This window comes from Pseudomonas glycinis (genome assembly GCF_054871425.1).
The window spans coordinates 761,110-773,649 of sequence record NZ_JBTYHF010000001.1 but is presented as its reverse complement, the minus strand read 5'-3'; the positions used below and the strand labels follow the sequence as shown (position 1 = coordinate 773,649).

Here is a 12,540-nt window from a genome sequence, read left to right as displayed (position 1 = left end):
CGCAGCCTTCGGCAGCTCCTACATGGATATGCGGTTTCCTGTAGGAGCTGCCGCAGGCTGCGATCTTTTGACTTTGATCAGTCCGGCACCAATTCCCGGCGGACCACATACATCCCGACACTCTCATACAACCGCCGCGCCCGCCGGTTGTCCTCCAGAACCCGCAAATCGACAAACCCCTCGCGTCGCTGTTGAAAGACGCTGAAGGCATGCAGCAACAACCCCCGCCCAAGCCCCCGACCCTGCATTCGTGGGTGCACCACCAGATTCTTGATGTAGGCACTGGTCCAGCACTGCGCCACGCCCACCACGCCCTCGGCATCGCAGGCAATGAAACACAACGCAGGGTCGGATTCAGGGTCGCTGGCAAAGCGCCGCTGCCAATCGTCAAGTGACGGCACTCGACCGCCACCTTCCAGATGTCCAAGCTGCATCAACTGATGCACCGCCGGCGCCAGCTCCTCGCGGTAGACGGACAGCTCAATCCCGTCCGGCCACTGCGCATCCGGCAGAACCCCACTCAAGTCGCGCCGCAGCAGAAAGCAAAACGTCTCGGCCAAGACTCAGTGCCCGTTGGCCGCGACGTGCTTGGCCGCTTCGATCAGACGTTGGGTCAGCTCCGGCGAGGAGAACTTGGTCAGCACCGCATTGGCACCGGCCAGTCGGGCCTTTTCACTGTTCATCGCGCTGTCGAGGGAGGTGTGCAGCAAGACGTACAAGTGGGCAAAGTCCGGGGTCTCGCGCAGGGTTCGGGTGAAGGCGTAGCCGTCCATTTCCGACATTTCGATGTCGGAGACGATCAGATTGATCTGCTGCGCGGTGCCTTGCAGGTCGAGCAGGCAGTCGATGGCTTCCTTGGCACTGCGCGCGGTGTGGCATTGCAGGCCGAGGTTGCGCAGGGTGTGCACCGATTGCTGCAGGGCCACTTGGCTGTCATCGACCACCAGAATGCGCGCGTTGCCGAGCACTTCGGCGTCTTCCATGGTCAGGTCGGTCGGCGCCATTTCGATCTGCGCCGGGGCGATGCTGTGGATGACTTTTTCGATGTCCAGCACCTGTACCAGCGTGCCGTCCACCGAGGTCACGCCGGTGATGTAGGCGCGCGAGCCGCCGGAGCCGAACGGTGGGGGCTTGATGTCGGTGGTCAGGCAATGGACGATCTTGCTCACCGCCTGCACATGCAGACCCTGCTTGGAACGGCTGACATCGGTGACGATCAGGCAGCCACCGTTGGGATCTTCCAGCGGCCGCTCGCCGATCGCGCGGCTGAGGTCGATCACCGACAGCGATGCACCGCGCAGCGAGGCGATGCCTTTGACGTGCGGGTGCGACTCCGGCAGCTTGGTCAGCGGCGGGCAGGGGATGATTTCACTGACTTTCAGCAGGTTGATCGCCATCAGCTTGCCGCTGCGCAAGGTAAACAGCAGAAGCGAAAGTGAATCTGCGCGGGCTTTGGTGGAGGACATAAGAACCTTCTGTGGGGCGAGAGTGGAAATCGCCAGAAACCTTTGATGCCGTGTTATCGGCGTTAAAGGGATGGGCTTTAGGTTAGTTGTCGGGGTAGTCGGCTTGAGTTGATCGCTGTTCTCTCTATCACTGCCCCTCACCCCAGCCCTCTCCCAGAGGTAGAGGGGGCCGACGGAGGTGTCTGGCGTTTTACACCGACCTGAACGACCGAGTCGATTATGGATTCGGAAGAAATCTTTCACGTCAGTGGAATTCTTCAATATCCCCCAATCAGTCCCCTCTCCCTCTGGGAGAGGGCTAGGGTGAGGGTGTGCTTTTAGCTCTTCATGCCTAGTCGTTTGGCCATCCGCCCCAGATTCGCCCGATCCACCCCCAACTCCCGGGCCGCACTTGCCCAGTTATCCTGGTGACGCTCCAGCGCTGCACTGATCAGGCGCCGCTGAAACTCATCGGTGGCACTGCGCAGATCCGCGCTGATTATCGGCAGCACATTGGCCAAGTCGGCACTGGCAGGCGCAACCACGTTGTCCACAACCTCACGGGGCAGATCCAGATCCGCCGCGCTCAGACTCAGAATCTTCGGCCGCGCTTTGCAGTTACCCAGCGCCTTCAGCGCACTGCGCCCGATCAAGTGCTCCAGTTCGCGCACATTGCCCGGCCAGGTATAGGCGAGCAGCGCTTCCTGAGCATCACTGTTCAAACGCAGGCTATTGAGGCCCATGCGCGAGCGGTTCTGCTCGAGAAAGAAGCCACTGAGCAGCAACACGTCGCGCCCGCGATCGCGCAGGGCCGGCACCCGCAGCGGGTACACGCTCAAGCGGTGATAAAAGTCGGCACGGTAGCGACCGCTGCGCACTTCCTCGGCCAGATCGCGATTGGTCGCGGCAATCAGACGCACGTCGACCTGGTGCTCCTTGTCCGAGCCCAAGCGCTGCAACTGACCGCTCTGCAATACGCGCAGCAACTTGGCCTGGACCGTCAGCGACAGCTCGCCGACTTCATCAAGAAACAGCGTGCCGCCATTGGCCAGTTCGAACTTGCCACGCCGGTCGCTGGTGGCGCCGGTGAAGGCGCCGCGCACGTGGCCGAACAGTTCGCTTTCCACCAGCGTGTCGGGGAGGGCGGCGCAGTTGAGACTGATGATCGGTTTGTCGGCGCGCGCGGAGGCGGCGTGGATCGCTTGGGCTACCAGCTCTTTGCCGACCCCGGTTTCGCCGGTGATCAGAACAGTCAGATCACTGCCGCCGACCAGATTGATTTCTTCCACCAAACGTTTATGCGCCTTGCTCTGGCCGATCATTTCGCGGTGCTGCTGACCGCTGGCCTGACGGTAGACCTCGGCGCGCTGATGTTCGTCTTCGGCGCGGGTGGCCAGACGTTCGATGCGTTCGGCCGCATTGACCGTGGCCGAGGCGAGGCTGGCGAAGGCTTGCAGGGCGTCGAGTTCGATCGGCTCGAAACGCTCCGGGTCCAGCGCGTCGAGGGTGATCAAGCCCCAGAGTTTTTCATCGACGAATAAAGGACAGCCGAGGCAGTCGTGAACTTCAAGATGATCGTCGAGGCCATCGACCAATCCGTCATAAGGATCGGGCAGGTCGCTGTCGGCAGCGAAGCGCGTCGGCCCGGCGCCGGCCAGCAGGATTTCAAAACGCGGATGCTCGCTGACCTTGAAGCGCCGGCCGAGGGTGTCGGTACTCAAGCCATCCACCGCCAGCGGCACCAATGATTCGCCATCCAGACGCAACAACGCGGCGGCATCGCAGGGCAACAAGGCGCGCATGGCCTCGAGCAAACGCCGATAGCGCTCACCTTCGGGCAGTTCGCGGGAGAGGTCGGCGACCAGAGGCAGCAGGGCGGTAAGCAAGGATTTGGCGGTCATGATTTTTTGTAGTCAAAGAGACAAGGTGTAGTCGCGATGACTATACGTTCATTTGTGTCGAAATGACTATGAGGGGTTCAAACTGTTGAATTGAAAGGATTAATTAGTTGGCACGAAAGCTGATATCCCTAATGCAATCTTTCAAGAAAGCGCAGGAGTCACCTTATGCTTAGCGTCCAGGATCGTGCCATCATCAAATCCACCGTGCCTCTGCTGGAAAGCGGCGGCGAGGCGTTGATCACGCATTTCTACCGCATGATGCTCTCCGAATACCCGCAAGTGCGCCCGCTGTTCAACCAAGCGCATCAGGCCAGTGGCGATCAGCCGCGTGCCTTGGCCAACGGCGTGCTGATGTACGCCCGGCACATCGATCAGCTCGACCAGTTGGGCGATCTGGTGGCGAAGATCATCAACAAACACGTCGCCCTGCAGATTCTGCCGGAGCATTACCCGATCGTCGGCACCTGCCTGCTGCGCGCCATTTCCGAAGTGCTCGGCGAAGAGATCGCCACGCCTGAGGTGATGAGTGCCTGGGGCGCTGCGTACGGGCAACTGGCCGACATCCTGATCGGCGCCGAAACCGCGATCTATGACCAGAAGGAACACGCTGTCGGCGGCTGGCGCGGTGCGCGGGAATTCATCGTCGCAGCGAAGGTGCAGGAGAGCGCGGAAATCACCTCGTTCTACTTCGAACCGGCGGACAAAGGGCCGATTCTTGCGGCCGAACCGGGTCAGTACATCGGCATGAAGCTGATCCTCGACGGCGAAGAAATCCGTCGTAACTATTCGCTGTCGGCACTGGCCAACAATGGTCAGTACCGCATCAGCGTCAAGCGTGAACCGAATGGTCGCGCGTCCAACTACCTGCATGATCAACTGCACGTCGGCGCGAGCATCCAACTGTTCCCGCCGTCGGGCGAATTCACCCTGGCGGCCAGCGACAAACCACTGGTGCTGATCAGTGGCGGCGTCGGCATCACCCCGACGCTGGCGATGCTGGAAGCAGCGCTGGCCACCGAACGTCCGGTGCACTTTATCCACTGCGCGCGTAACGGCAGCGTCCACGCATTCCGTGACTGGGTCGATGGGCTGGCGGCGCGTCATCCGCAACTCAAGCGCTTCTATTGCTACGCCGAAGAAGATGGGGTCAGCCGGGCGGCGGACAAGGTTGGCCTGCTCAGCGAAGAACTGCTCGGCCAGTGGCTGCCGGCGCAGCGTGATGTCGATGCTTACTTCTTGGGACCGAAGGGGTTCATGGGCGCGATCAAACGGCATCTGAAAGCGTTGGGCGTGCCGGAGAAACAGAGCCGTTACGAGTTCTTCGGCCCGGCTGCTGCTCTGGAGTGATCCGAGACCGAGTTGTCTCGTTCGCGAGCAGGCTCGCTCCCACCGGATTTGCGTTCGACGCAGTTCCATTGTGGGAGCGAGCCTGCTCGCGAATCTTCTGCGCGCCGCAAAGCCATATTGGTTAATCATTCCTTAACCGCTCTATCGTTTATTGCCCCGGTGTAGACTTGCGACAATTTCAGCCGCCGGCCGGCTGGACCATGGACTTACAAAGGAAAGGCAATGAGCGAGGAAACGATGCGGTTGGGGCGTGAGCGGCGCTATCTGGTGTTGCTGGGGATCATCTGCCTGGCGTTGATCGGCGGCGCACTTTACATGCAGGTCGTGCTCGGCGAAGCACCTTGCCCACTGTGCATTCTGCAGCGCTATGCATTGTTGCTGATTGCAGTGTTCGCCTTTATCGGTGCGGGCATGCGCAGCCGTCGCAGCATCACCGTGTTCGAGACGCTGGTGGTGATCTGTGCGATCGCCGGGGCTGGTGTGGCCGGGCATCACGTCTATACGCAGTTCTATCCGGCGGTGAGCTGTGGCGTCGATGTGCTGCAGCCGATTGTCGATGATCTGCCGCTGGCAAAGATCTTCCCGCTGGGCTTCCAGGTTGACGGTTTCTGCTCGACGCCGTATCCGCCAATCCTCGGTCTGTCGCTGGCGCAATGGGCGCTGGTGGCGTTCGTGCTGGTGGTCATTCTGGTGCCTCTGCTGACTTCGCGTAATCGAAAAGCGCTGCACTGAGTCAACTTCTCGGCAGAGCTGCCGATAAACAAAACGCCCCGATTTTCGCTGCTGAAAATCGGGGCGTTTTGCATTTCAGAGCGTTTGTGAAAACACCGTGACGAACGGCAATGAAGCGTGCGGCAAATGTGCGACATGTTGTCACACAGGGGCTGTCGCAGGGACTCGGGATGCGGCGGATTGGCCGCCTGTTACATAAAAACATTGGCCAGCTTCAGCGTTTTCGGGCTTGAGCACGGACGTACCAGAGCAGGCAGTTTTAACAGGCGCCGGCAGATGGACGAAGCCCTTGGAACATCGGGCTTTGCGCCGCTCCAGCGTTTGTAGATCGAGTGCAGAGCTGTCTGATTTGAGGCGGTTACGCTGGCAGATTTTGCCGCTTTTATTGAGAAACGCTTTCGATAACTTGCGCAACTTTTGCAAAAATGGCGATGGATTGTTGCTCTGAGTGATAAAAATTATTTCGGGATAAGACATGGTGTATAGGGCGCTACCTATCTACAATCGCCCGCACTGAATTCCCGACGCTGTTCAGCCTTTATCAAGGAACTGATCAGGAGGTCGGGTGTCGAGCGAGCCGCGAGGCTTTCGAGACACCCTGGTGTCGGTGCCTTTCCAATTTTCCGCACCAAATGGAATTGGTCTGTAACAAGGCCTTTGACCACGAATTCGAATAAGAACTGAACGCTGTCCCAAGGTTTTGTCGAGCGTGAGACGCGCGACGGGCGGCCCTTATTCAATCCAAAGAAAATGCCAACCCTTGGCAGGGTGAAGTGTTGGCGATCAAAACCCAACTGCATTGCGCAAGCTGCTTTAGAGGTCGTGAGATGAGTAAAAACAGGTACCCCAGATTACTAGGCCTAGTGCCGCTGCTCGGCACGTTGTTGCTGGGAGGCTGCAACATGACCTTGCTCAATCCAACGGGCCAGGTCGGCCTGGAACAGCGCAACCTGATCATCACCGCCACGCTGCTGATGCTGTTGGTCGTCGTGCCGGTCATCGTCATGACCTTCCTGTTTGCCTGGAAGTACCGCGCTTCGAACAAGAACGCCGTCTACACGCCGAAGTGGTCGCACTCGACCAAGATCGAAGTGGCCGTATGGACCATCCCGGTGCTGATCATCATCGCCCTGGGCTACATCACTTACATCTCGACTCACGAGCTGGACCCGTATCGTCCGATCGAGTCTGACGTCAAGCCGGTGACCATCGAAGTCGTCGCGCTGGACTGGAAGTGGCTGTTCATCTACCCGGAACAAGGCATTGCCACGGTCAACAAGATCGTGTTCCCGGCGCACACGCCAATCAACTTCAAGATCACCTCCGACGCCGTGATGAACTCGTTCTTCATCCCGGGCCTGGGCGGCCAGATCTACGCGATGGCGGGCATGCAGACCAAGCTGCACCTGATCGCTGACCGCAACGCTGAAATGGACGGTATCTCTGCCAACTACAGCGGTGCCGGTTTCACCGGTATGAAATTCAAGGCTATCTCCACCACTCAGGAAGATTTCGACGCCTGGGTAAGTGAAGTCAAGAAGTCGCCTAAACAGCTTGATCAGGCTGAATACGCGGCCCTGGCCAAACCGAGCCAGAACAACCCAGTCGAACTCTACTCGTCGGTCACGCCGAACCAGTTCCAGATCATCGTCGACAAGTACGAAGGTATGAAGCCGGGCAAGCCGCTGAAGCACGAGAAGAAAGAGAAAGAAGTGGCGGCCACGGATATTGACGCGGGTTCGCATTCAGCTGCCGGGGCAGAGGAGTAAACGATGTTTGGTAAATTAAGTTGGGAAGCAGTCCCATTCCACGAGCCGATCGTGATGGTGACCATCGCCATGATCGCCCTCGGTGGTCTGGCGCTGTTCGCTGCGATCACTTACTTCAAGAAGTGGACGTACCTGTGGACCGAGTGGCTGACTTCGGTCGACCACAAGAAAATCGGCGTGATGTACATCATCGTCGCCATGGTCATGCTGCTGCGCGGCTTTGCCGATGCGATCATGATGCGTACCCAGCTGGCCATGGCCACCGAGGGTTCGCCTGGCTACCTGCCACCTGAACACTATGACCAGATCTTCACCGCTCACGGTGTGATCATGATCATCTTCATGGCGATGCCATTCTTCACCGGCCTGATGAACCTTGCAGTGCCGCTGCAGATCGGCGCGCGTGACGTTGCGTTCCCGTTCCTGAACTCCCTGAGCTTCTGGCTGCTGGTGTCCGGCGTTGTGCTGATCAACCTGTCGCTGGGTATCGGTGAATTCGCCAAGACCGGTTGGGTTGCGTATCCGCCGCTGTCGGGTCTGCAATACAGCCCTGGCGTGGGTATGGATTACTACATCTGGGCGCTACAGCTATCCGGATTGGGTACGACGTTAACCGGGGTCAACTTCCTCGCGACCGTACTGAAAATGCGTACCCCTGGCATGAAACTGATGGACATGCCGATCTTCACCTGGACCTGCACCTGGGCAAACGTTCTGATCGTGGCTTCGTTCCCGATCCTGACCGCTACCCTGGCACTGCTGACCCTTGACCGTTACATGGATTTCCACATTTTCACCAATGAACTTGGTGGCAATCCGATGATGTACGTCAACCTGTTCTGGGCGTGGGGCCACCCTGAGGTTTACATCCTGATCCTGCCGGCCTTCGGCATCTTCTCGGAAGTGATCTCGGCCTTCACCGGCAAGAAACTGTTCGGCCACCACTCGATGATCTACGCCTCGGGCGCGATCTCGGTACTGGGCTTCATGGTCTGGCTGCACCACTTCTTCACCATGGGTTCGGGTGCAAGCGTCAACGCCTTCTTCGGTCTGGCGACGATGCTGATTTCCATCCCGACGGGTGTGAAGCTGTTCAACTGGCTGTTCACCATCTACCAGGGCCGTCTGCGCTTCACCAGCCAGGTAATGTGGACTCTGGGCTTCATGGTGACCTTCGCCATCGGCGGCATGACCGGCGTACTGCTGGCCATCCCGGGTGCTGACTTCGTACTGCATAACAGCCTGTTCGTGATCGCGCACTTCCACAACGTGATCATCGGCGGTGCGGTATTTGGTTACATCGCTGGCTTCGCGTTCTACTTCCCGAAAGCGTTCGGCTTCAAGCTGCACGAAGGCTGGGGTAAAGCAGCGTTCTGGTTCTGGATCTCGGGCTTCTTCGTCGCGTTCATGCCGCTCTATGCACTGGGCTTCATGGGCATGACCCGTCGTCTGAACGCCACCACCAACCCTGAGTGGGTACCGTACCTGTACGTTGCCATGTTCGGTGCGGTGATGATCGCTGTCGGTATCGCCTGCCAACTGATCCAGCTGTACGTCAGTGTGCGTGACCGCAACAAGCCAGAGAACGTTTGCGATCACGGTGACCCGTGGAATGCACACACCCTGGAATGGTCGACCTCGTCGCCACCACCGTTCTACAACTTCGCTGTGCTGCCTAAGGCTGACTGCATCGACCCGTTCACCGAAGCCAAGGAAAACGGTACTGCGTACCAGCGTCCGGCCAAGTACGAGCCGATCCACATGCCGAACAACACCGCCACTGGCGTGGTGATGGGCGCGCTGTTGACCGTCTTCGGTTTCGCGATGATCTGGCACATCTGGTGGCTGGCGATCGCGAGCCTGGTGGGCACCGTCGTTTACTTCGTGATCCACGCTGCACGTGACGACCAGGGCTATATGGTTCCGGTTGAAACGATCGAGCGTATCGAAGCCGAGCAGCACAAGCGTCTGGTCGCGGCAGGGAAAATCCCGGCCAATGCCACCCGTGTTGAAACCTCGTTGGAACAGGCTTAAACCATGTCGAACTTAGTGACCAATGTTGGACACGCCCATGGTGACCATGGGCACGATGACCATCACCACGACTCGGGCGAGATGACCGTATACGGTTTCTGGCTCTACCTGATGACCGACTGCATTCTGTTTGCGTCGATCTTCGCGGTGTACGCAGTACTGGTAAACAACGTAGCCGGTGGCCCGTCGGGCCACGAGATCTTCGAACTGCCTTACGTGCTGGGCGAAACCGCTCTGCTGTTGTTCAGTTCTATCACCTACGGCTTCGCCATGCTGGCGTTGTACAAGGGCAAGAAGCAGGCAGTCCTGGGCTGGTTGCTCATGACCTTCCTGCTCGGCGCGGGCTTCATCGCCATGGAGATCAACGAGTTCCACCTGCTGATCTCCGAGGGCTTCGGTCCTAGCCGTTCGGGCTTCCTGTCGGCGTTCTTCACCCTGGTCGGTACCCACGGTCTGCACGTTTCGGCCGGTCTGATCTGGATGGGCATCATGATGTATCAGGTCAACAAGCATGGCCTGACGTCGACCAACAAGACCCGTCTGAGCTGCCTGAGCCTGTTCTGGCACTTCCTGGACGTGGTCTGGATCTGCGTCTTCACCGTTGTTTACCTGATGGGGACTTTGTAATGGCTAACGCACACTCCCATGACAGCCACGATGCTGGCCACGGCAGCGTCAAGTCGTACGCCATCGGCTTCATCCTCTCGGTAATCCTGACCGTCATTCCGTTCGGTCTGGTGATGTACCCGACCCTGCCGAAGTCGACGACGCTGGCAATCGTTCTGCTGTTTGCAGTGATCCAGGTGATCGTTCACCTGTATTACTTCCTGCATCTGGACCGTTCCATTGCACAGCGTAACAACGTGATCGCATTCGTCTTTACGGCGATCGTGATCGTGCTGCTGGTTGGCCTGTCGCTGTGGATCATGTTCAGCATCCACACGTACATGATGGCGAAGTGAGGTAGACCCGATGTCGCTCAAGCACTTTATCCAAATCACCAAACCGGGGATCATTTTCGGTAACGTGCTTTCTGTGGCAGGCGGGTTCTTCCTGGCCTCGAAAGGGCATGTCGATCTGGCGGTGTTTCTGGCCGCCATGATCGGTACTTCCCTGGTCGTGGCCTCCGGTTGCGTGTTCAACAACTGCATCGACCGCGACATCGACCTGAAGATGGAACGCACCAAGAACCGTGTGCTGGTCCAGGGCCTCATCTCCCTGAAACTGGCCCTGGTTTACGCGACCATTCTGGGTGTTCTCGGCGTTGCCTTGTTGTACAAGGTGGCCAACCCGTTGGCTGCCTTGTTCGCAGTAATCGGCTTCATCATCTACGTCGGCTTCTACAGCCTGTACCTCAAGCGCAAGTCGGTTCACGGCACGCTGGTGGGCAGTCTGTCGGGGGCCATGCCGCCAGTGATCGGTTACGTTGCCGTGACCAACAGCTTCGACATGGCCGCACTGACCCTGCTGGTGATGTTCAGCCTGTGGCAGATGCCGCATTCCTACGCCATCGCGATTTTCCGTTTCAACGATTACCTGGCGGCATCGATTCCGGTGCTGCCAGTGAAACGCGGCATTCAAGTGGCGAAGAAGCACATCCTGCTCTACATCCTGGCGTTCCTCGTGGCGACCTTGATGCTGACCTTCAGCGGCTACGCCGGCATGAGCTACCTCGCCGTCGCCGCCGCCATGGGCATGTACTGGCTGTACATGGCCTGGACCGGCTACAAGGCAGTCGATGACACCGTCTGGGCACGCAAGCTGTTCGTGTTCTCGATCTTCACCATCACTGCGTTGAGCGTCATGATGTCCCTGGACTTCAAGGTGCCGACAGAGCTGCTGCTGACGTACGCGCCGTAAGGTTTGCAAGCTTCAGGAAAAACCCCGCACGTTGAGAGATGTGCGGGGTTTTTTGTTGGTTGGCCTGGAGTGTGCCGATTTGCCTGCTCCCTTGGCCCAACAGCTTGTGGCGGCGGCTTGATGAGTGTGTGAGCTAATGCGACGTTTAAGCAAGTGGTGAGGCAGTCACACGCCTCATGAATTCATCGAACAGCGGAACGGTAAATGCTATCAGTGCGTATTCCGGACTGTAGATCATGCCCTTTTTGATCAGGCTATCGCGTACGGGGCCCATGCTCGTAGCGTTTCGCCCCAGCGCTTTAGCAACCTCAGCAGAGCGTTGCGGTCCTTCTCCCAGCTCGGCAAGGCAACGCATGTAGTCCCTTTCAGCCGGCGTGGTCCGATCAAAGCGGACCCTGAAAAAAGACTCGTCAAGTTTACGGATGCTTTCCTCTGTCGCTGCCTGCGCATCGGCCTCGGTTATGGTCTGTGCTTTGGCAATGTTCCAAGCGGTATAGCCCCACTCCTGCAAAAAATAGGGATAGCCGTGGGTTTTTTCAAAAATCTCACGCAATGCATCGTCAGAGATACTGGCGCCTTCTTCTTCAACAGGATCACGTAAGGCTTTCCAGGCATCTATCTCCAAGAGAGCGCCCAGACTAGGAAATTCGAATAGTCGCTCCGCATAGCTTTTGGCATCGCCTGCTTGCCCCGCCAGCTGCGGAAGACCCGCGCCAAAAAGAATCAGAGGGAGAGCTGCCTGATTGACTGCGTGGATGCCGCGAATAAGCGCGCCAAGCTCATCTTTTGAAAGATACTGTAATTCGTCAATCAGAATGGCGACTGGTATGCCTGCGTCCCTCGCGGCCTCCGCTGTTGCTATCAGAACGTCACGAAGATCATCTTCCAGATTGCCACTGTCGGCATAGCCAGCTTCGGAGTCTCCGCCCAGCGTAACTTCGGCCCCACCCGCCGCGATAGTGATATTGCCGATAAAGCTACGAAGTATGCGTATCCCTCTTTTGACCGTCTCGACCGTGTTCTGCACTCGGTCCAAACGCAACAGCACTCGGCGTAACACCGGAATCAGGAGCTGTTTCAACTCCGCACCGTCATGGGCCTCCTGCATTTCGGCGAGATAACCCAATGCCAAAGCTCGATCTTTGATCTGATTCAGAAGCACTGTTTTTCCGACACCGCGCAGGCCCAATATCATCAGGGATTTGGCGTGCTTGCCGCGCTTCGTGCGCGCCAATGCGGTGTCTGCCGTTTCCAGTACTTCTGATCGCCCTGCTAGTTCCGGTGGGGAAACTCCTGCTCCGGGATTGAGGGGTTAGTATTCTTATCCACAGCTCGCTCTCATACGAAATTATTCATAGTTATAGTGAGATTTTTATATAACTGCAGATAAGTAGCTAAAGTTGCCCGGCAGAGGGCTGAATTGCTTGATTCGGTTCCCTCAAACTTTAGGTT

Annotated in this window: 12 protein-coding genes and 1 pseudogene; 7 read left to right on the top strand and 6 right to left on the bottom strand. The window is 58.1% G+C overall.

The window, feature by feature from the left end:
* Positions 1-77: 77 nt before the first annotated feature.
* The 3 genes from ACYSTU_RS03460 to norR form a co-directional block, all read right to left on the bottom strand.
* A complete protein-coding gene (locus ACYSTU_RS03460; protein WP_498995991.1) occupies positions 78-560 on the bottom strand; it encodes a GNAT family N-acetyltransferase in 483 nt (160 codons plus the stop codon).
* A 3-nt stretch (positions 561-563) separates the two neighbouring features.
* Positions 564-1,466 carry a chemotaxis protein CheV gene (locus ACYSTU_RS03455; protein WP_016773296.1) on the bottom strand — a complete coding sequence of 301 codons (903 nt, stop codon included), beginning with the start codon at positions 1,464-1,466 and terminating at the stop codon, positions 564-566.
* Positions 1,467-1,783: 317 nt separating this feature from the next.
* Positions 1,784-3,346, bottom strand: coding sequence for a nitric oxide reductase transcriptional regulator NorR (gene norR, locus ACYSTU_RS03450; protein WP_498995988.1), 1,563 nt, complete (start codon positions 3,344-3,346; stop codon positions 1,784-1,786).
* A gap of 165 nt (positions 3,347-3,511) precedes the next feature.
* Between norR and hmpA the strand changes: the two genes are divergently transcribed.
* On the top strand, positions 3,512-4,693 hold the full coding sequence (hmpA, locus tag ACYSTU_RS03445) for an NO-inducible flavohemoprotein (protein WP_498995985.1): 1,182 nt from the start codon (positions 3,512-3,514) through the stop codon (positions 4,691-4,693).
* A 222-nt stretch (positions 4,694-4,915) separates the two neighbouring features.
* The gene (locus ACYSTU_RS03440; protein ID WP_498995982.1) at positions 4,916-5,425 is read left to right on the top strand and encodes a disulfide bond formation protein B; all 510 of its coding nucleotides are present in this window, start codon (positions 4,916-4,918) and stop codon (positions 5,423-5,425) included.
* A gap of 141 nt (positions 5,426-5,566) precedes the next feature.
* Here ACYSTU_RS03440 and ACYSTU_RS03435 read toward each other — a convergent pair whose 3' ends face one another.
* A complete protein-coding gene (locus ACYSTU_RS03435) occupies positions 5,567-5,902 on the bottom strand; it encodes a hypothetical protein (RefSeq protein WP_498995980.1) in 336 nt (111 codons plus the stop codon).
* A 350-nt stretch (positions 5,903-6,252) separates the two neighbouring features.
* On the opposite strand from ACYSTU_RS03435, the gene cyoA reads away from it, so the two are divergent.
* Genes cyoA through cyoE form a run of 5 tightly spaced genes read left to right on the top strand, consistent with a single transcriptional unit; the run spans position 6,253 to position 11,088 of the window.
* Positions 6,253-7,194, top strand: a complete 942-nt coding sequence (cyoA, locus tag ACYSTU_RS03430; RefSeq protein WP_024014231.1) for a ubiquinol oxidase subunit II — start codon at positions 6,253-6,255, stop codon at positions 7,192-7,194.
* Positions 7,195-7,197: 3 nt separating this feature from the next.
* Complete coding sequence (gene cyoB, locus ACYSTU_RS03425; RefSeq protein WP_016773302.1) at positions 7,198-9,228, top strand: cytochrome o ubiquinol oxidase subunit I; 2,031 nt, start codon at positions 7,198-7,200, stop codon at positions 9,226-9,228.
* Positions 9,229-9,231: 3 nt separating this feature from the next.
* Positions 9,232-9,855, top strand: coding sequence for a cytochrome o ubiquinol oxidase subunit III (cyoC, locus tag ACYSTU_RS03420; protein WP_498995976.1), 624 nt, complete (start codon positions 9,232-9,234; stop codon positions 9,853-9,855).
* Positions 9,855-10,190 (top strand): cytochrome o ubiquinol oxidase subunit IV, encoded by a 336-nt coding sequence (gene cyoD / locus ACYSTU_RS03415; protein ID WP_011335842.1) that lies wholly within the window; start codon positions 9,855-9,857, stop codon positions 10,188-10,190. Before cyoC ends, cyoD begins: the two co-directional genes overlap by 1 nt.
* A gap of 10 nt (positions 10,191-10,200) precedes the next feature.
* Positions 10,201-11,088, top strand: coding sequence for a heme o synthase (gene cyoE / locus ACYSTU_RS03410; protein ID WP_016773305.1), 888 nt, complete (start codon positions 10,201-10,203; stop codon positions 11,086-11,088).
* 145 nt (positions 11,089-11,233) lie between these two features.
* Here the strand turns inward: cyoE and ACYSTU_RS03405 are convergent, their stop codons facing one another.
* Positions 11,234-11,599, bottom strand: a complete 366-nt coding sequence (locus ACYSTU_RS03405; protein ID WP_498996193.1) for a DUF8462 domain-containing protein — start codon at positions 11,597-11,599, stop codon at positions 11,234-11,236.
* A gap of 210 nt (positions 11,600-11,809) precedes the next feature.
* Positions 11,810-12,355 (bottom strand): annotated as a pseudogene (locus ACYSTU_RS03400) (AAA family ATPase); the annotation flags it as partial.
* Positions 12,356-12,540 lie beyond the last annotated feature (185 nt).

What these genes read in the sequence shown, in the direction of transcription:
- ACYSTU_RS03455 (WP_016773296.1), bottom strand. Translation starts at nt 1,466, where the DNA reads ATGTCCTCCACCAAAGCCCGCGCAGATTCACTTTCGCTTCTGCTGTTT.
- norR (WP_498995988.1), bottom strand. Translation starts at nt 3,346, where the DNA reads ATGACCGCCAAATCCTTGCTTACCGCCCTGCTGCCTCTGGTCGCCGAC.
- hmpA (WP_498995985.1), top strand. Translation starts at nt 3,512, where the DNA reads ATGCTTAGCGTCCAGGATCGTGCCATCATCAAATCCACCGTGCCTCTG.
- ACYSTU_RS03440 (WP_498995982.1), top strand. Translation starts at nt 4,916, where the DNA reads ATGAGCGAGGAAACGATGCGGTTGGGGCGTGAGCGGCGCTATCTGGTG.
- ACYSTU_RS03435 (WP_498995980.1), bottom strand. Translation starts at nt 5,902, where the DNA reads ATGTCTTATCCCGAAATAATTTTTATCACTCAGAGCAACAATCCATCG.
- cyoA (WP_024014231.1), top strand. Translation starts at nt 6,253, where the DNA reads ATGAGTAAAAACAGGTACCCCAGATTACTAGGCCTAGTGCCGCTGCTC.
- cyoB (WP_016773302.1), top strand. Translation starts at nt 7,198, where the DNA reads ATGTTTGGTAAATTAAGTTGGGAAGCAGTCCCATTCCACGAGCCGATC.
- cyoC (WP_498995976.1), top strand. Translation starts at nt 9,232, where the DNA reads ATGTCGAACTTAGTGACCAATGTTGGACACGCCCATGGTGACCATGGG.
- cyoD (WP_011335842.1), top strand. Translation starts at nt 9,855, where the DNA reads ATGGCTAACGCACACTCCCATGACAGCCACGATGCTGGCCACGGCAGC.
- cyoE (WP_016773305.1), top strand. Translation starts at nt 10,201, where the DNA reads ATGTCGCTCAAGCACTTTATCCAAATCACCAAACCGGGGATCATTTTC.